General features: G+C 49.4%; 18 protein-coding genes and 1 riboswitch. Of the genes, 8 read left to right on the plus strand and 10 right to left on the minus strand.

All coding sequences use genetic code 11. The features are described from left to right. Positions 1-8: 8 nt before the first annotated feature. From BFC17_RS11435 to BFC17_RS11445, 3 genes are all read left to right on the plus strand, one after another. On the plus strand, positions 9-638 hold the full coding sequence (locus BFC17_RS11435; RefSeq protein ID WP_070176620.1) for a gamma-glutamylcyclotransferase: 630 nt from the start codon (positions 9-11) through the stop codon (positions 636-638). After that, positions 638-1156 (plus strand): GNAT family N-acetyltransferase, encoded by a 519-nt coding sequence (locus tag BFC17_RS11440; protein ID WP_083271695.1) that lies wholly within the window; start codon positions 638-640, stop codon positions 1154-1156. The genes BFC17_RS11435 and BFC17_RS11440 overlap by 1 nt, the downstream gene beginning before the upstream one ends. 90 nt (positions 1157-1246) lie before the next feature. Next, positions 1247-2782: a diguanylate cyclase domain-containing protein gene (locus tag BFC17_RS11445; protein ID WP_070176622.1), complete on the plus strand. Its 1536-nt coding sequence runs from the start codon at positions 1247-1249 to the stop codon at positions 2780-2782. Here BFC17_RS11445 and BFC17_RS11450 read toward each other — a convergent pair. Then, on the minus strand, positions 2779-3381 hold the full coding sequence (locus tag BFC17_RS11450; protein ID WP_070176623.1) for a peptidylprolyl isomerase: 603 nt from the start codon (positions 3379-3381) through the stop codon (positions 2779-2781). The two genes, BFC17_RS11445 and BFC17_RS11450, sit on opposite strands and share 4 nt — an antisense overlap. A gap of 9 nt (positions 3382-3390) precedes the next feature. Then, a complete protein-coding gene (locus BFC17_RS11455; protein WP_070176624.1) occupies positions 3391-4557 on the minus strand; it encodes a methyltransferase in 1167 nt (388 codons plus the stop codon). 30 nt (positions 4558-4587) lie between these two features. On the opposite strand from BFC17_RS11455, the gene BFC17_RS11460 reads away from it, so the two are divergent. Next, positions 4588-5232: an alpha-ketoglutarate-dependent dioxygenase AlkB family protein gene (locus tag BFC17_RS11460; RefSeq protein WP_070176625.1), complete on the plus strand. Its 645-nt coding sequence runs from the start codon at positions 4588-4590 to the stop codon at positions 5230-5232. Continuing rightward, positions 5232-5549 carry a BolA family protein gene (locus BFC17_RS11465; RefSeq protein WP_070176626.1) on the plus strand — a complete coding sequence of 106 codons (318 nt, stop codon included), beginning with the start codon at positions 5232-5234 and terminating at the stop codon, positions 5547-5549. Before BFC17_RS11460 ends, BFC17_RS11465 begins: the two co-directional genes overlap by 1 nt. Before the next feature lie 10 nt (positions 5550-5559). Here the strand turns inward: BFC17_RS11465 and BFC17_RS11470 are convergent, their stop codons facing one another. The 3 genes from BFC17_RS11470 to BFC17_RS11480 all read right to left on the minus strand — a co-directional run bounded on the left by BFC17_RS11470 (position 5560) and on the right by BFC17_RS11480 (position 7624). Continuing rightward, entirely contained in the window at positions 5560-6546 is a 987-nt protein-coding gene (locus BFC17_RS11470) for an AEC family transporter (RefSeq protein WP_373287162.1), read from the minus strand. Positions 6547-6613: 67 nt separating this feature from the next. Further along, entirely contained in the window at positions 6614-6931 is a 318-nt protein-coding gene (locus BFC17_RS11475; protein ID WP_070176627.1) for a MerC domain-containing protein, read from the minus strand. 63 nt (positions 6932-6994) lie between these two features. Further along, on the minus strand, positions 6995-7624 hold the full coding sequence (locus BFC17_RS11480) for a TetR/AcrR family transcriptional regulator (RefSeq protein ID WP_070176628.1): 630 nt from the start codon (positions 7622-7624) through the stop codon (positions 6995-6997). Positions 7625-7815: 191 nt separating this feature from the next. Here BFC17_RS11480 and BFC17_RS11485 point away from each other — a divergent pair, with 191 nt between their 5' ends. Further along, a complete protein-coding gene (locus tag BFC17_RS11485; protein ID WP_070176629.1) occupies positions 7816-9381 on the plus strand; it encodes a SulP family inorganic anion transporter in 1566 nt (521 codons plus the stop codon). A 69-nt stretch (positions 9382-9450) separates the two neighbouring features. On the opposite strand, the gene BFC17_RS11490 is transcribed toward BFC17_RS11485, so the two are convergent. The 4 genes from BFC17_RS11490 to ccoG all read right to left on the minus strand — a co-directional run bounded on the left by BFC17_RS11490 (position 9451) and on the right by ccoG (position 15190). Next, the gene (locus tag BFC17_RS11490; protein WP_070176630.1) at positions 9451-10077 is read right to left on the minus strand and encodes a thiol:disulfide interchange protein DsbA/DsbL; all 627 of its coding nucleotides are present in this window, start codon (positions 10075-10077) and stop codon (positions 9451-9453) included. Positions 10078-10179: 102 nt separating this feature from the next. Then, positions 10180-12078: a TonB-dependent receptor plug domain-containing protein gene (locus tag BFC17_RS11495; protein ID WP_070176631.1), complete on the minus strand. Its 1899-nt coding sequence runs from the start codon at positions 12076-12078 to the stop codon at positions 10180-10182. A 75-nt stretch (positions 12079-12153) separates the two neighbouring features. After that, positions 12154-12353: riboswitch (cobalamin riboswitch) on the minus strand. Positions 12354-12769: 416 nt separating this feature from the next. Next, positions 12770-13744, minus strand: coding sequence for a serine/threonine protein kinase (locus BFC17_RS11500; RefSeq protein WP_070176632.1), 975 nt, complete (start codon positions 13742-13744; stop codon positions 12770-12772). A 12-nt stretch (positions 13745-13756) separates the two neighbouring features. Beyond that, positions 13757-15190 (minus strand): cytochrome c oxidase accessory protein CcoG, encoded by a 1434-nt coding sequence (ccoG, locus tag BFC17_RS11505; protein WP_070176633.1) that lies wholly within the window; start codon positions 15188-15190, stop codon positions 13757-13759. Positions 15191-15472: 282 nt separating this feature from the next. Here ccoG and BFC17_RS11510 point away from each other — a divergent pair, with 282 nt between their 5' ends. After that, positions 15473-15847: a hypothetical protein gene (locus BFC17_RS11510; RefSeq protein WP_070176634.1), complete on the plus strand. Its 375-nt coding sequence runs from the start codon at positions 15473-15475 to the stop codon at positions 15845-15847. Positions 15848-16007: 160 nt separating this feature from the next. Further along, on the plus strand, positions 16008-16562 hold the full coding sequence (locus tag BFC17_RS11515) for a DUF3016 domain-containing protein (protein ID WP_083271696.1): 555 nt from the start codon (positions 16008-16010) through the stop codon (positions 16560-16562). 60 nt (positions 16563-16622) lie between these two features. On the opposite strand, the gene BFC17_RS11520 is transcribed toward BFC17_RS11515, so the two are convergent. Next, positions 16623-18383: an acyl-CoA dehydrogenase family protein gene (locus tag BFC17_RS11520; protein ID WP_070176635.1), complete on the minus strand. Its 1761-nt coding sequence runs from the start codon at positions 18381-18383 to the stop codon at positions 16623-16625. Positions 18384-18401 lie beyond the last annotated feature (18 nt).

The following is an 18401-nucleotide window of genomic DNA, read 5'->3' on the forward strand; positions in this document are numbered from 1 at the left end:
CAGGTTTGATGAAAACCCTGGCGCAGCTACAGCAATGGATGCAGGCCATATCTGAACCCCATATTGTGCTGGGCTATGGCAGCCTGATGAGTGGTGACTCCCGCAGTCGCCATTCGGGGATCCCCCATGATGGTATCGAGGTCGAGGTTTATGGATTTGAGCGGGGCTGGGTAACCCGCTCAGAGCCTGAACAGCAGACTTATGTTGGCGCTTATAAAAAAGACGGTGCCTGGCTTAATGCGCAGCTGGTGCCTACGCATCTGGACCCGGCGTTACAACAGCGAGAGCAGGACTATCGATTTACACCGGTTACCCTTGAACAGTTGCATTTTGAACTGAGTGCTGAGCTGACAGCTCGTCTTACCGACTGGCTTTTACAGCGCGACATCTGGATTTGTGAAACCCTTAAGATAGAACCCGCCTCTGCCGCCTATCCGGTTCATCAAACTTATATTGATACCTGTCTCGGCGGCTGTCTGGAGTTAGGCGGCAGCGCTGCCGCAAATCGCTTTATTGCTTCGACAACCGGGTGGCAGCATCACCGGGTGAATGATCGCAGCCAACCTCGCTATCCCCGGGCGGCAGTGGTTAGCCAGGCTCACGTTAACGAGATTGATGCGCTACTGGAAAATACCTGATGGTATTTTCCTCTGAGCGTTTGCGCCTGAGAAAACTCAATCGCGATGATATCGATTTTGTCCTCGCGGTGACCAATGATCCCCAGTGGATGACTTACATGGGCGATCGCGGTATCAACAGTAGCCAAAGCGCCTCCCGGTATATCAATGTTACCAGCGACAGTTTTACCACGGCCGGCTACGGCTTATGGCTGGTTGAAACTAAACAGGGTGATGGCGAGCGCCGAATAGGGTTATGCGGCTTAATTAAACGGCCTTTTTTAAGTTGCCCAGATGTGGGTTATGCCTTTTTACCTCAAGGTCGTGGGCAGGGCTATGCCACTGAAGCGGTCAGTCTGGTTTTACATTGGGCCGCGAGACATACCCGGGAAGGTCAGGTTAGTGCCATCTGCCGGCCGGATAATCGGGCGTCGTTAAAAGTCCTTGAGCGAAGTGGCTTTTGTTATATTGGTCAGCTATTTAATCATGACCAGCCGCGCCATAACCTGTATTTAAAAAGTCTTTCCGAATTACGCTGACAAACCTTGCCCAGGCCTGTCAGGATGACTATGCTATACTTTAGGATTAATCCTGATTGTTAAACTTTCCTTTACCGGAGCACGGACGCCTTGAGTTTACTGGCCAAATTCAAAACCACGCTTACTGCGGTGAGTCAGCGCTATGGCAGCACCCTGACGGTAATGGCAGTGGTGTTGTTTTTGACGTTCGATTTTGTGGCTCTGTCACTGAATGTCTGGTTGTCTTATCGCATTGAAAATGCAGCCATTAATATCAACCTTTCCGGCCGCCAGCGTATGTTAAGCCAGCGTTTGGTTAAAAGCCTGCTGATGATGGAAAACGCTTATACCGACGAGGAAGCTTACAGCGATGCACTCAATGAATTAAAGGCGACGTTCCAACGATTTGATCAAACCCTGGATAGTTTTCATCGTGGTGGCCGCACACTGGCGGCGGATACCAATGTTATTCAGGTGTCGCCATTAACCAGTGCCGCTACGACGCAAATTGTTCGTAAAGCCCTGCTGGAATGGGCACCGCTGCGACAAAAAGTTCGCCAGCTTATCGGGCGGGAGTACGACCGTCTGTTATTGTCCCAGGCCATTGATGTGGCCCAGCGCAAAAACCTGTTGCTGCTTGACCTCATGAATCAGCTGACCATTGAACTGGAACACGAAACTCAGGCGGAAGCGGTATCTATTCGTTTTTATCAGGGCCTGGCATTCTTTTTGGCAATCATTAACTTTTCCGTGGCTATTGTGATGTACCGGCTGCGGGTAAGAAAAGCCAATCATTCGGTGGATCTGGTCGACACCATTATGAACCGGGTAGCTACGGGTATTCTGGTTGCCGACGACCAGGACAGAGTGATGCGGGCAAATAAACTCATGGCGCAAATGAGTGGCTATGAAATGGACGATCTGATTGGCTGTAAGCTCGATACCTTATTATACGAACACGAAGGCGAAATGTATGGCATGCGTAAAATGGGTGGCCAGTACCATTGTCAGGTAGAGGTGAGCAAGGTCACGATTGGTCGAAATCCGGCTACGGTTTACACGGTAATAGATGACAGCCAGCAGAAAGCTCAGGAACAAGAGCTGACAATGCTGGCTTATCACGATCAACTGACTGATCTGCCAAACCGCCACCTGTTTAACGATCGCCTGGCTGTAGAGATACGCCATGCCCAGCGTCGTAACGAAAAACTCGCTTTACTGTTTATTGATTTGAATGGCTTTAAAGGAATTAATGACCGCTATGGGCACAAATTTGGCGATTTGCTGCTGGGGCGGGTTGCAGTGAGAATGAAACAAACCGTCAGGGAATCTGATACTGTTGCCCGGTTAGGGGGCGATGAGTTTACCTTGTTATTAACCGATGTCAGCTCTTACGCTATGTGTAAGTCGCTGGTGGATAAGATTATGGAAGCTATCTGCAAACCGTATCTTATTCAGGACTCGCTGGTTGAAATTGGCGCCAGTATCGGCGTGGCCTGTTATCCCGATGATGCGGGCACCGAGCCTGAGTTGTTGAGTCTGGCTGATAAAGCCATGTACATGTCCAAGGCCACTGGCAAAAGTAACATTACCTTTGCCAGTGACTGGCAATCCAGAGAGACTGCGACGCCTGCGGATAAAGCTTAAAACTGGGCTGGCAGAACGGACACTTTATTGATAATAATTGGCTCAACCGGCGCATCAGCGAACCCCAGGGTGGCTTTGTATTCTGTTGCTACCTCACCCATCGCATCCACCACTTCGTAACCTTCCACAACCGCACCAAACACGGTGTAGCCCCAGGTTTTACCAGGATCCAGATTGTCATTGTCATCCAGATTAAAAAAGAATTGCCGGGTGGCGGTATGGGGATCGTTCTGGCGCGCCATGGCGACGGAATACAGGGTGTTTTTCAGGCCATTACCAGACTCATTAAAAATTGCGGGGAATGAGGATTTTTCCTCGTAGTCCACCGTATACCCACCGCCCTGAACAATATAACCGGGAATAATGCGCTGAAAAATAGTCCCTTCATAGCTGCGCTTATCAACATAACGCAGGAAGTTGTTAACCGTGATAGGCGCTCTGCGGCGATCGAGTTCCAGTACGATATCGCCCATGGATGTCTCCATTTTTACCCGCGGATAATAATTATCCGGTTGAATTTGTGAGCCATCGTCGGCTGGTTTCGCCGCCATGGTTGAGACCGAAAATAAAAGCAGAGAGAGAAGTAACGCCCTGAGCATGAGTTATCCTTATCGTTTTGCAGCACTAAAAATGACAAACTTATTTTGGCTGGCGAGGGTAGTAACGCCGCCAAACAATCGTTTAAGTGTATGGTAATAATCCAGGTGACGATTGGCTACCACTATCAGATGACCGCCTTTACCGAGCAGCTCGAAGGCATCGTGAAACATCTGCCAGGCAATGTGATCGGTGATGGTATTCTGCTGGTGAAAGGGCGGATTACAGAAAACCTTGGTAAATACCGGGCGAGCGGGCTGACAGAGCAAAGACTCCAGGCAATTACTGGCAACAAACTGACACTGCTCCAGCTGCCCGGGGAAGTTGTCAGCGACATTCTGCCGGGCTGAGGCGATCGCCATATAGGACTCATCAACAAAAGTCACTTTACACGACGGGGCCAGATTAAGGGCATTAAGACCGAGCACGCCGTTGCCACATCCAAGGTCGACCAGATTATCATGATCGCTCACCTGCATATGTTCGAGTAAAAAACGGGCGCCAATGTCCAGCGACTGACGTGAGAAAACGTTAGCATGATTGGCGACTTTTACCGTGTGTCCGTTGGGCAGGTGACAGGGCCAGGTAGTGGGAAAAGGATCTTTAACCTGACTGTTCAGCGTTTGTTGGTCGGGCTGACAAAAAATCAGCCTGGATTTTTTCCTGGCCAGTGAGGTGCGGGTCGGACCAATAAGGCGCTCAAACATGGCCAGTACCGAACGCGTTACGGTTTTTACTTTTGCACCGGCCACTATTACTGTATCCGGACTAACGACTTTGCGTAAAGCCAGTAACTGACTTTCGAGTAAAGCCAGGGTACGCGGAATTTTAATCAGGACCAATGCCGGCGATGGCGGTAGTGGCGCCAGACAATCCTGCATTGCCACATCAGGCAATGCATTGGCTGCGAGGTTTTCGGCAAAGGATAACCAGGCAATTTTGGAGTCTGAAATCCACAGCGGCTGCCGGTCGGCAAACATACACCCCAGTGTGCCAAAGTCATCGTTAAAAATTAACCAGCGCTGGTGGTCAGATGGCAAATCTGACAGTTCAGTTATTACCTGTTCGATAAGCAGTTCATCGGCGCTGTCCCAGGCTTGCAGGCTTTTATGCTGATGCTGTGCCGGATAACGGATTAGCGTTAATTCGCGATCAAATGAGGTAAACTTAGTGGTCATGAGTGGTTCTTTGCCCGGTGTTTTTAAAAAATGCAGTTAAATTTATTTGCCAGTCAGGTTAGTGCATTAGTGCCCGTCAGTTTGCCCGATGCCGATGTACGTTATCAGTCTGACTGGATCGCTCCCGCCGAAGCGATTCAGCTGTTTGAGCGGTTACAGCAGGAATTACCCTGGCGGCAGGATACTATCAAATTGTACGGCCGAGAGGTAAATATTCCGCGTTTACAGTCATGGCATGGTGCCCCGCATTGTGAGTATACCTATTCTAACCTGTGTATGTCGCCTGCGCCGATGTCACCCATTTTAGTAAAGCTGCAACAGCGGCTGAGTAGCGAACTGGGCGCCCCCTTTAATTGCGTGCTGGCTAACTGGTACCGCGACGGCAACGACGGAATGGGGATGCATGCAGATGACGAACCGGAACTCGGCACAAAACCGGTGATTGCTTCGGTGTCGCTGGGGTATCCCCGGCGCTTTAGTTTTAAACACCTTGGCAATGGTCAGCGTACAGATTTGCTGCTGGAGTCGGGTAGTTTGCTGGTCATGGCAGGAGACACCCAGCGGCATTATCATCATGGTCTGAGCAAGACGCGTAAACCTACAGGTGGTAGAATTAATCTTACTTTTCGATATATTCCGGCCTCTACGACGCCGGCCTTAGAGGGCAACGAATAATGCGGGTAAAACCATTTATTGAACAACAGCTAAATACTGAGCTGACGCCAGAGTATCTGGAAGTCGTTGATGAAAGTTATATGCACAGTGGGCCTGACGACGGACAAAGTCATTTTAAGGTGACAGTGGTGAGCTCTGCCTTTGAAGGACAGCGTTTGATTGCTCGTCATCGTCAGGTTAACACCTTGCTTGCCGATGCGCTTGCCGGGCCTGTCCATGCGCTGGCTATGCATACCTACACGCCCGCAGAATGGCAGCAACGTAATCAGGTGTCGGTGGACTCCCCGGCCTGTCGGGGCGGCAGTCAAGCCGGTTAAACCGATGGGCTCAAAGCAGCCGGTGCGCCGATAGCAGATCGAAAGCCAGAATAGTTAGTGGCAGCGACAGCAGTGTGGTTACCGCGATAATACTCGCCGCCAGCCGAAAGTCGCCGCCGAGGGTTCGGACCATAACATAGCTGGCCGCTGCCGTTGGCGCTATTGTCATTAGCAAAACAATACCCAAAGGCATGCCGCGCAATCCGGCAAAATAAGCCAGGGCAACCATTAACAGCGGATAAAGAACGCACTTACTTAACGCGCTGACACTAATATTAAACCAGTCTGAGCTAAAAGAACGAAATTGCAGCGATGCCCCGGTACACAGTAATGCCAGCGGCAAGGTGAGCTGTGCGAAGTATTCACCCGTGGTGGTTATCAGCAGTGGCAACTGCCAGTTGTAATAGGAAAAAGGCAAAGCCAGTAAAATGGCAATGATCAGCGGATTCTTTGCAATTCCTTTTACCTGAGAGGTAAGTGAGCGCTTGCCTTGTTGGTAGTAGTTGAGGACAAAAACCGATAACACGTTAAACAGAATAGTGACCAGTCCAAGATACACCGAGGCCGCTGCGAGGCCGTCATTGCCGTAAGTTTGCGCACAATAGGCTAAGCCAATAATGCCCATATTGGCCCGAAATCCGCCCTGAGTGACCACTCCGGTAGCCTGCCGATCTGTAATAAGATAATGACTGGTAACCATCAGTAAAACAAAATAACCGAGTGTGCCGGCCAGGCCTGTCATGATCATTGTCGGATTGGCGGCCTGACTAAAATTGGCCTGACTGATTGAGATAAATAGCAACGCCGGCAGGGCGATGGTAAATACCAGTCTGGACCCTGTGGCAACAAATTCGTCGTTGATCAGTTTTGCGCGTAACAACAGATTGCCCATTATCAGCAGCAGTAATACCGGGCCTATTACGGTGATGGCAAAGTCGAAAGTTGAGGATTGCATGGTGATGAAATGGATTGGGGCTGTAAAACCCCAGCTTACCATTTTCGCTGCACAAATAATCCTATTTGGCGTAAAAACTTACTATTTGAACGGCTTAGCCGTTATGGTATCACTGAGTGTTGAGCACTTGCTGTAAACCACGCTGGATAAGTGCGCCTCTGCGCTGATTGATCATTTGGCGGGAAATCACTAACCCCAGCAACAGCGCGACAACAGGTAACCAACTGCTGTACCCGAAAAACGAATATAAGACACCGCCCAGACCAAAAATCATAAATACCGGCAGCAACCAGCAATAGAGTTGGAACATGCGTTTTGCCGGTTTAGTAAAGACGCGATCACGCGCCTGTTCCAGCAAGGTAAATTGTTCACTGCGCTCACGGTCGGCAATTTCCGGAAAACAATCAATATACTCTTTAATATCCAAGGTAATGCGTCATTTTTTTCAATTTGCCCAAGTGTAGGCGCAGCTATTTTACAATTCAATACCTTAATGACTATGGGTGGTAGTGGTAGCTAACTGCTCAAAGATAATATCGACGGCTTGTTCCACCCAGCTCGCAATGTCCTGCTGTCCGGCAGTAAAGTCAGCGTGCAACAGGCAATACATTTGCGACTGTCCGCGCAGAACGGTAATAAAGTCGCCGGCCAACTGAGCAGGCGTACGCTTGTTAAGGCTAATTTCATGTTGGGTCATGGCCCGATTAATGGCTTCGGCGATAACGTCTTTTACGCTCTGGGGGCCTGCATCGTAAAAGGTTTTTGCCAGACCAGGAAAACGCTCTGCCTCGGCAACCACCGCCCGAAACAAAGCGAGGTTATCCGCTTCCAGCAGTAACGTCAGGTAAGCTGTGCCTATGCGGTTTAATGAACCGCGAAAATCCTCATCCGGCAGGCCGATGGTTTTTACCCGGGTAACAAAAAAATTGCACTGGCTGGTGACCACCGAAGCGAACAAACTTTCTTTGGTGGGAAAGTGGTTATATAGCGTGGCTTTGGAAACGCCCGCTTCTTTTTGAATGAGATCGGTGGTGGCACCGTTATAACCAAAACGTAAGAAATACTGAGTGGCGGCTTTAATAATTGCCTGGGTTTTTTGCTGTTTTTTGTTGAGGGGCATGGTGATTAGCTATGAGCATCAGAGTAAGTTTCATGTTAACGACCTGGCGTTACCAAGCAATGCAGTACGGAGCAGGTTTAGCGGCGTTTATCGCAGTTATTGGCATATTTTAACAAACTGTTAAAGGACAAATGACGCTGGGAATGATAGGATCGCCGACCGTTTTTTAACCACCTCAGTGCTGAGTAAGTATGTTTGATATCATCACGAGTAAAGAAAGTAATGTAAAAAATGACGTGCTTTCCGGTATTACCGTTGCCCTGGCATTGGTACCGGAAGCGGTTGCTTTTGCGTTTGTGGCCGGCGTCGAGCCGATGATTGGGCTGTATGCAGCCTTTATGATGGGGCTGATTACTTCCGCGATTGGCGGACGCCCTGGTATGATTTCCGGCGCGACCGGCGCAATGGCTGTGGTCATGGTTGCCCTGGTGGCACAGCATGGCGTGCAATATCTGTTTGCTGCCGTAGTGCTGGCTGGCTTACTGCAAATTTTGTGTGGTGTGTTCAGGCTGGGTAAATTTATCCGGCTGGTACCGTACCCGGTAATGCTGGGCTTTGTGAATGGTCTGGCGATCGTGATATTTCTGGCGCAGCTGGGTCAGTTTAAAATCCTCGGCCCGTTAGGTGAACAGCAGTGGATGAGCGGCTCTATGCTCTACATTATGCTCGGTCTGGTCGCCCTGACAATGGCGATTATCTATCTGCTGCCCAGGCTGACCAAAGCGGTCCCGGCTTCGCTGGCTGCAATTATCACCATTACGCTGATTGTGCACGGACTGGATTTGGATGCTCGCACGGTTATCGACTTTGTCCGTGATATGTTACCTGCTGAGCAGCGCGACAGCGCCACGCTGGCTGGCGAATTACCGTCTTTTGCTATTCCTGTGGTGCCGTTCAACTGGGATACGCTGATGATTATTTTACCTACCTCTGTGATCTTGTGTCTGGTGGGCTTAATTGAATCCCTGCTGACCCTGACGCTGATTGATGAAATGACCGATACGCGTGGTCGCGGTAACAAAGAATGTATCGGTCAGGGCGTTGCGAATACCGTTAACGGTTTCTTTGGTGGTATGGGCGGCTGTGCCATGATTGGCCAGAGTATGATCAACATTAACTCCGGTGGTCGCGGACGCTTGTCAGGTATCACTGCCGCTATTGTACTCCTGGGCTTTATCTTGTTTGCTGCTCCGCTGATTGAAATGATCCCGCTGGCAGCGCTGGTTGGCGTTATGTTTGTGGTGGTTATTGGTACCTTTGAGTGGGCGTCGTTCCGCATCATTCGTGGCGTAAACAAAGAAGATGCTTTTGTGTTGTTTTTGGTGACAGCGGTAACCGTGATTGCCGATCTGGCCATTGCCGTTGTGGTGGGTGTGATTGTATCGGCACTGGTGTTTGCCTGGAAAGCGGCACGCTATGTTGAGTCTAAATCGCATATCGATGATGATGGCTGGAAAGTTTACGAACTGCGTGGGCCGGTATTCTTTGGCTCGGTGAGTCATTTTAAAGACTTATTTGATGTGGCAAACGATCCCAATGATGTGGTTATCGACTTTAAAAACAGTCGTATCTGGGATTCATCTGGTATTGATGCGCTTGATGGTCTGGCGGATAAATATGAGCAGGCTGGTAAGAAGCTGCACATTCGCCATATCAGTCAGGAGTGTCGTGGACTGCTTAATAAAGCGGGTAAGTTTGTTGAGATCAATGTTAACGAAGATCCTCGTTACCGGGTAGCAACCGATAAACTAGGTTAACCGTCAGACACAAAAAAAGGGCTGTGAAGCCCTTTTTTTGTGTCTGTAATAGTGCAACGCTGGTGCGGTTTAATCGCGCTTAGCGGCCAGGTAGTTAATCAGTTCCAGACGCTCAGTTGGCGTAGTATCGCGGGTAAATTGCACCTTGTACTTGCCATTTACAATAAAGGTAGGCACTGAACGAACCTCACGACGATAGTCTTCAACCGTTTTATTGTTTTTGCGCAGCATGGATTTAACCCCAAAGCTTTTGGCTAATTTATCAAACTGCTCAGGCTCCACACCGTTAATAATAAAGATGTTGCGGACATCTTTGAGGCCGGTAATGGTAGCGCGCTGTTTGTGGATGTAATTAAAAATTGCCCCGCCCAGTTTATCTTCCTGTTTCAGTGCTTTGGCAATCAGCATGCCGGTAGTGACTTCATCCTGTACCTGCTGACTGGCATAGGCCATAAAGTTAACGTGCACTTTTTCAAATTTTACGCCTTTATCCAGCGACTTTTTGAGGTCGGCAACGAATGGCTCTGTGCGGTAGCAGTGGGGGCACCAGTAGGAGAAAAACTCGACGACTTGTGGTGAATCACTTAATGGTTTGTCGAGTTCTTCATAATGTTTACCTTCCTGCCACTTACTGGCCGCAGAGGCTTGTAAAGGGATAAGTAATGCTAGTACAACCCATAAAGCAAACTTCTTCATTCGAGTCTTTTCCTTTCTATTTCAAATAAACAACGAGACTATCATAGCCAGAATTGCTCGCCTAGTCTGTGGAGACCAGACGACAATAACGGCGTTTAACGGTTAAAAGCGATAGCTGGCATGAGCCAGGTAACGTCTTTCTGCGCCCTGATAACCAATGATATCTTCATAGTCCTCAGAGAGCGCATTATCCACTCGGACACCAAACTGCCAGTGTTGGTTCAGGTCATAATTTACATTGACGCTGGTTAACCAATAAGGATCCAGTTTAAGCGTTTCGCCACTAAAAGAGGTTGGCGGATAAAAGGTGTCCAGACGCGTACCGGTGTAATCGGCCTTAATATAAACCGACAGACCCTGAACCGGCAATGAATGACGATAGGTCACTGAGCCGGTGTGATTAGGGCGGCGCAGTTCGGTAAGCTGGTTATCACCGTCACCACTGGTGGCGTCAAGATAGCTGTAATTGGCTGTTACCTGCCAGGTGTCGGCAGTCCACTGTAGCGTAGCCTCAAAGCCATCCCGACGAGAGTCTTCGGTTGCGTTAGCCACTGAACTCAGCCCACTGGCACTGTCCCAGATACTGCTGATTTCGTTTTCGAGACGGGTGGTGTAAACACTAAAATCAGCACTGAGTTGCTTATAAGGCGTGGTTTGAACACCCACTTCAAATTCCCGGCTCTGCTCTGGCTTAAGGTTTGGATTACCCATAAACTGAGCGGGATAATAGCCGTACAGCTCGGTGAAATTAGGCGTTTTAACCGCCTGGCTGACACTGGCAAACACATTGATGTTTTGCATCAGCGCATAGTGAGCGCCCGCGCGGTAACTCCAGGCTTTCTCGAAACGTTCGTTATCATCGTAGCGCACGCTGAACTGAGTCGTCAGCGAATCGGTGCCAAGGCCAGACAGCTCGGCAAAAATACTGCTGGTGCTGTCGTTGCCACGGTAGTTAGGGTTGCCCCAGCTTACCGGCCCACGCTGTTCAAACTCACGGCGCAATATTTCGCTACCTACAGCAAACTGAGCTACCTCGGTTTCAATAAAATGGGTCCAGGTTAACTGCTTACGCTCGCCAGTGGTTCCACCGGCGTCAGCACCTGAGGTGTAATTATCATTGTCATCTTTATGGTACTGGGCCTTTAATTGACTGGTATAGCCCAGTTCGGCGCGAGAATAGTTCCACTGCAGGTATGAGGTTAACTGATCGCCGTCGGTCAGGTTGTCGGCATCAGCCGGTAAACCGGTGTTGTAGTCTGTGCCATCATACTCATTGCGATAATCAACCAGTCGAATGCCGCCAGACAACGCGTTGTTATCATTAATTTGCCAGTTAACGCCAGCACCCGCCGTAGTGTTACGATAGCCGTCATCTTCACCGCCAGTACGTGATACGTTGTCGCCATCGGTATCAAAATGATTGGCATACAAGGATACGCTGGCTGAATCCAGAGACTGTTGCGTAGCTACCGAAGCACGATAAGTACTTGCATCACCGAGGCCTGCGCTCAGTGAGGTGGAATTATCGGCTGTTGTGCCGGCTTTAGTTGTGATACTGAGAACGCCTGCTACTGCACCACTACCCCAGAGCGCACTTTGCGCACCGCGAAATAACTCAACCCGGGCAATATTGCCAGCAGTAAGGTGAGCAAAGTCAACCAGGCCACCCTGGCTCAAATCGTTGACAATAACGCCATCAATAATAACCAGCAGATGGTTAGTTTCACTGCCGCGTAAACGCAGTTCGGTTAGTGCCCCCGGACTGCCGGACTGGCTCAGGCTCACGCCTGGTAAACCGCGAAGTAAGTCGGTCAGTTGTGTTGCGCCTGCCGCCTCAATATCTTCTTGTGACAGCACAGATACCGATGCGGCCAGTTTGTCGAGGCTGATGGGTAAACGTGAACCGGTAACGGTAATGGTTTCTACCGAATTCTCCTGTGCACAGGCAATGTTAGCAGCACAGGCCAGTGCTACTGCATAAGAAAGGGATCGAATTGTCATAAAAGGCTCTTTTGATAGCACTCCCGCCGAGTGCCAAGATGAATAAGAAATGACAGCCAGTCCGTTTCACCGGTAACTGGTGTCGCGGCGCAGGCCGGTCTCCGGGCTTTCATCATGACGTGCATGTATTCCCGCCTTCCCGAATATCGGTGGCATGAGGGAATCGCTGACCAGTGGTCTGCGTGATTACCGTTGCGGGGGCAGCGTGAGAGTTTCACTCACTTCCCGATTATCCCATTGCTTTTGCTATGGGCACCTGAGCGGGCGGGATTATAACGGGAAGAAGAAAGGATAAATACCCTGAAGTCGAATTTATTAAGGAAGACATTTTTCAATTTAGCATTAACGTGCGAACCTCGTTAGGACGTAAAGACGCCTGCTTTTAATTTTGGTTCTTGTTATCGCGAATGACGGTAAGCGGGCAGATTATGTAAAAGCGTAGAGGCGTCATGGATGACGCCTCCGGCCAGCGAGGGCAGGGAGCCCTCTCTGGCCGATAGGTTTTACCTGCCTGCTTACCGTCTGCTTTTTCGCGATGTAAGAACTGGGGGAGTCCAGAGGGGAGCCATCTCCCCTCTGGGTGTCGTCGGCACCCCGACAAGATGTAAAGATAACCACTTAGCTGAAAGCCGGCGCTGACTATGCTCAAAAACTTAACAGCAACGTTGACTTTGCAGTAAAGCCTGCAAGCTTAATAGGGAATTAGAGACAGCGGCGGTTCTTGCAATGCAGCAAACTGCTCCTTCAATGCCAGGATTTGCTGTTCCCAGTAACGCTGTTCGGCAAACCACGGGAAAGCGCGCGGAAAGGCCGGATCCTGCCAGCGATCGGATAACCAGGCCATGTAGTGCACCATTCGCATGGCCCGCAGTGGTTCGATAAGAGCGAGTTCCCTGGTATCGAACTCACAAAACTCTTCGTAGGCCTCAATTAAGGTTTCCAGCTGCATTTGTTGCTGTGCGCGATCACCATTTAGCATCATCCACAAATCCTGTACGGCGGGTCCCATGCGGCTATCGTCCAGATCGACGAACATAGGGCCGTCCCGCCATAGAATATTCCCGGCGTGACAATCGCCATGCAGACGGATTAATTCTCCGGGTTGATATAGCTTCATGGTTAACTCAATAACCTGATCAAGAATCGTGAAAAACGCCGTGTGCAGATTCTCAGGCAGCAGCGAACTGGTTGCCAGTGTTTGCCGGGGCTTTATCAGAAAACTTTCAGTATCCATGGTAGGGCGATAGCTGAATGGTTGGCTGCTGGCCACCTTATGCATGCGGCCGATAAAACGGCCCATCCATTCAAGGTGGTCCAGATTGTCCAGCTCAAACTGCCTGCCGCCCACGGAGTTGAACAGGGCAAAGCGATATTGCTGGGCAAAATGCAACGTTTCACCATTATGAGACAGTGGAGCAACTACCGGAATCTCGGCGTCGGCCAACGCCTGGCTAAAGGCGTGTTCTTCCAGAATTTGTTCGTTAGTCCAGCGTTGTGGACGATAGAATTTCACCACATAGCGTTTTTGTTCATCACTTAAAAACTGGTATACCCGGTTTTCGTAACTGTTTAACGCCAGTAGTCCTGATTGTGGAAAAATGCCGCACTGTTCGAGTGCGGCAAGGATCATATCGGGTGACAGTTCGGCAAAAGTAAAGTCACTCACATTAAGGCCTGTTTATCGGTAGAGGAATTTCGATGGCTCGCTGACCTCAACAACAGTACCGTCTTTTTCGGTGGTCGAAACATTAAAGTAAATTTCGGTTACCCTTTCAGACAGGTTATAGGGATCAGTCGCGACAGAGACAGGCAGGCTGTACACTTCGCCGCCACCAACGGTAACAACTTGCTCACCAATGTACTTGTATTCCGGTAAACCTTCTACTTTTATTGTATAAGTGTGTTCGGTTTGTGATTTATTGAGGACTTTTAAGGTATAAACATTCTCAATCTGGCCATCCATATTTTCACGATACAGCGAATTGCGGTCGCGGATAATATCTACTTCCAGCGGCACACGGGTGACGATGTCAGCGATAAGCAGACCACACATCACCATTAATACAACCAGGTAGCCAACCAGTTTCGGACGTACGATATGCGTTGTACCGCCAGCCAGCTCATGTTCGGAAGTAAAGCTGATAAGGCCTTTAGGGTATTCCATTTTTTCCATCACGCCATTACAGGCATCAACACAAGCACCACAGTTGATGCACTCGTATTGCAAACCGTTGCGAATATCGATACCGGTTGGGCATACCTGTACGCAAAGGTTACAGTCGATACATTCGCCTAAGCCTTTGTCTGCCAAATCAGCGTGGGCCAGTTTCCGTGAACGCGGGCCACGTTGTTCGCCACGGCTAGCGTCGTAAGACACCGTAAAAGTATCTTTGTCGAACATCGCAGACTGAAAACGGGCATAAGGACACATGTGAGTACACATGATTTCGCGCATCCAACCGGCGTTACCATAGGTACAAACGGTAAAAAAGATAATCGCAAAGGTCGCCCAGAAGCTGGTATTAAAGGTGAAGAAATCAGCATACAGCTGAGTAACCGGCGTAAAATAACCGACAAAAGTCAGCGCGGTTAACAGTGCTACTAACACCCATGCGGTATGTTTAGCTGCCTTACGCCAGAATTTATCAAAATCCATAGGGCGTTCATCGAGTTTGATCCGCTTGTTACGGTTGCCCTCGAAAAATTCTTCAAACCAGACGTAAATATACGTCCAGGTTGTTTGCGGGCACATGAATCCACACCATACCCGCCCTGCAAAAGTGGTCACAAAGAACAGTGCAAAGGCTGACACAATAAAGATATACGCCAGCATCGTGAGATCCTGCGGCCACAGCGTTAACGAAAAAATGGTAAATCGCTGGTCGACGATGTTGAGCAGTACTGCCTGGTGGCCGTCGTATTGAATCCACGGAATTGCCACAAACAGCGCTATAAAAAAGAATCCGAAGAAACGACGAAAGTTTTCCAGCGGGCCTTTTACCGAGCGCACATAAATGCGACTGCGAGCGTTATAGCGTTTGGATTCATCGAGCTTTTCGGGTTTGTGAACTTTTACCGGGGTAACATTTTTCACCGGGATCTGGTCGTTCATTGCGCTACCTTTATCTGTGCTGATTATGATTACGGCAGCAGTATAGCAATCGTATATTAATTTTATTTAATATAGATCAATCGCAGTCTGATTCGCCGCGGGCGGTAGTGTAACGTATTTTACCTGTGTACACACATGGTGCCATGTTAAGGATTATTGGTTTAGGTCAAAAATGGCAGATTTTTCACAGGCTATTACTCTTAATAACTAAGTATAAAAGTCATCACTTAACATCACAGAAGAATTGGTTAAACTGATCTCACTAGTTTGGGAGAGGTAAAAATGTTTCGTTCGTTCGCTGTCATCATTGAAATCGCTATTTTGGTAGTGGTATTGCAGCTACCCTTTGTTCAGTATTTATTTTCTGACGTGCAAAATTCGTTGAGTCATTGGATGGAAGAAATTGCGACCAGGGAAGAGCGACAACAACTTGCCGAAATAAAAGGTAAACTGGAAGTACAATATTCTGCTATGCGTCCGTCTCAGCAAGAGTACTTTGATGCTGTGCTTTCTTCACGAGCGCGCACTATTCAGTTTTATGATGCGTATTGTGAAAACTCCGATCGGAATCCTTACATATTCGGTGTGACACTCCACTCCTTTTGTTCAGAACTCCGCAGTTCGCCGGTAATTCATGTGCCGGAGAGGGACTCTTAAGGACACCTGTTCAGAAGCTGTTCAGTTTAACTGTGATACGGTACGTTATAGGATAGTATAAGACCTGGTCGACGACATCCTTTTGGTAACGGGTGCGCTAAAACCAGAAAAAAGCCGTATCTATTAATGTGATAAACTGAATCGTATGGAGGTTTCCACAATGAGAAACAAGTTCAAAACCCAATGGTTGGCTTGCCTGGTGGCGGTTTGTTTGTCTGGCGGGTACGCTAATGCGGCCACGGACAAGCCTGTCGAAAACCCGACTAACGAGTTGTCAAAAGTTAAAGTGACCTGGCAGGATCCGGCGGCTTATCGGGATATTCGCCCCAGTAATGAGTCTCGCAAAGGTTTTCGTAACAGAGTGTTTAAATCCCTGAGTAAGTATCTCAACGAACTGGCTGAAGCGTTGCCGCAAAACGAAACCCTTAGCTTAACCGTGACCGATCTGGATCTGGCCGGTGAAGTATGGCCGACTATGCGGGGTGGTGCGGCTGATATTCGGGTGGTCGATACACTGTACTTTCCGCGCATGGAATTCAGTTATGAACTTAAGCAGGGTGACAAGGTAGTAAAATCCGCTCAGGTTGATTTAAAAGAAATGGCTTTCATGAACCGTATTAGCCGGGCCCGGAGTAACGACGCGCTCCGTTACGAGAAAGACATGCTAAAACGGTGGTTCGATGAAGAATTCCAGGATACCCTGGCTAAAAATTAAAGCTTAAAAACAAGGCCGCGTTTAGCGGCCTTGTTGCGTTATGGTTCGATTGATTGGTGCTTACAGATAGTCGTATTCACCGCCCTGAGGAGCCAGTAAGGTTTCTGCTGACTGTTGCAATGCGGATTTGTGAGCCTGTGCTCTGGGCAGAATACGTTGCACATAGAAATCACGGGTTTTTTGCTTACCCGCTGCAACCACCGGATTATCAGCAGTCGCCGCTGCATCGGCCATGGAATACCACAAAACGCCTAACAGGCAGTAGCCGCTGTAGGCCAGGTAATCACAGGCACCGCCAGCGGCTTCAACCGCAGAATAGCCTTTGACTTCAAGTGAAGTTTGATACCACTGCTCGAGTAATTCCGCCGCCTCTGCTTTGGTTTTAAGGTCTGTCATCTTATCGGTCAGCTCAGCAAACGCGGTGCGGGTCAAGCCAAGCAAATCGCCGCGGTCACGGGTGAGCTTACGGCCAATCAAGTCGAGGGACTGGATACCATTGGTGCCTTCGTACAGCATTGCAATGCGCACATCCCGCATAAGCTGTTCCATTCCCCATTCGCGAATATAGCCGTGACCACCAAACACCTGAATGCCAAGACTGGTGGTTTCCAAACCTGCATCGGTCATAAAGGCTTTACAAATGGGCGTTAAGAACTGCAACACACCTTCGGCGTTGTCGTGGGCGTCGCCCGAACTATTGTGGGCAATATCCATATATTTAGCGTAAAGCATTGCCAGTGCCCGGTTACCTTCTGTGAGGGCTTTTTGGGTAAGCAGCATACGGGCAATGTCGGGCTGATAGACGATGGCATCAGCCTTGGCTTCAGGCTGTTGCACGCCTTGAGGGGCGCGGGATTGCAGGCGTTCACGGGCGTAAGTTAAAGCGCCCTGAAAAGAGGCCTCTGCGGCACCTAAGCCTTCAAGACCAACCTGAAACCTGGCATCATTCATCATGGTAAACATACAAGCCAGACCGCAGTGTGGTTCGCCCACTAGCCAGCCTTTTGCGCCGTCAAAATTCATTACGCAGGTAGGACTGGCCTTAATACCCATTTTCTTTTCCAGTGCACTGGGCACCGCGGCATTTCTTTCGCCGGGTTCACCCGCTTCATTGACCAGAAACTTGGGTACCAGGAAAAGGCTGATGCCTTTTACACCGGGGGGAGCGTCAGGTAAACGGGCCAGTACCATATGAATGATATTATCGGTCCAGTCATGGTCACCGGCGGTAATGAAGATTTTGCTCCCGGTGATGCAGTAACTGCCATCGTCATTGGGCTCGGCTTTGGTGGCGAGCAGGCTTAAGTCGCTGCCGGCCTGTGGCTCGGTAAGGTTCATGGTACCGGTCCATTCACCGCTGACCAGTTTTTCCAGATAAATAGCCTTGAGTTCATCACTGGCGTGTTTGGTTACTGCCAGTACGGCACTCTCGGTGAGCATGGAGGTTAAGCGCCAGCTAAGACTGGCCGAATTCAGCATTTCATGCACCGGCACGGCCATAGAGTAAGGCAGGCCCTGACCACCGTATTCGATATCGCCAAGCATGGCATTCCAGCCATTTTCTACATAACTTTGGTACGCGGCGGCAAAGCCGTCAGGGGTAACCACCTGACCATTGTTGAGTTTACAACCCTGTTCGTCACCTTCACGGTTTAATGGCGCGACTACATCCGTAGCAAACCTGCCACCTTGCTCAATAACTTCCAACGCCAAATCGGCGTCGAACTCATCGAGTCCTAACGACTGATATAACTCGTCGATCTTGAGCCAGTCTTTGACTAAAAACGTAAAATCAGCGAGCGGCGGTGTGTATGCCGGCATAACATTCTCCTTTGTTCA

It is taken from the genome of Marisediminitalea lipolytica (assembly GCF_001758465.1).
Taxonomy (GTDB): domain Bacteria; phylum Pseudomonadota; class Gammaproteobacteria; order Enterobacterales; family Alteromonadaceae; genus Alteromonas; species Alteromonas lipolytica.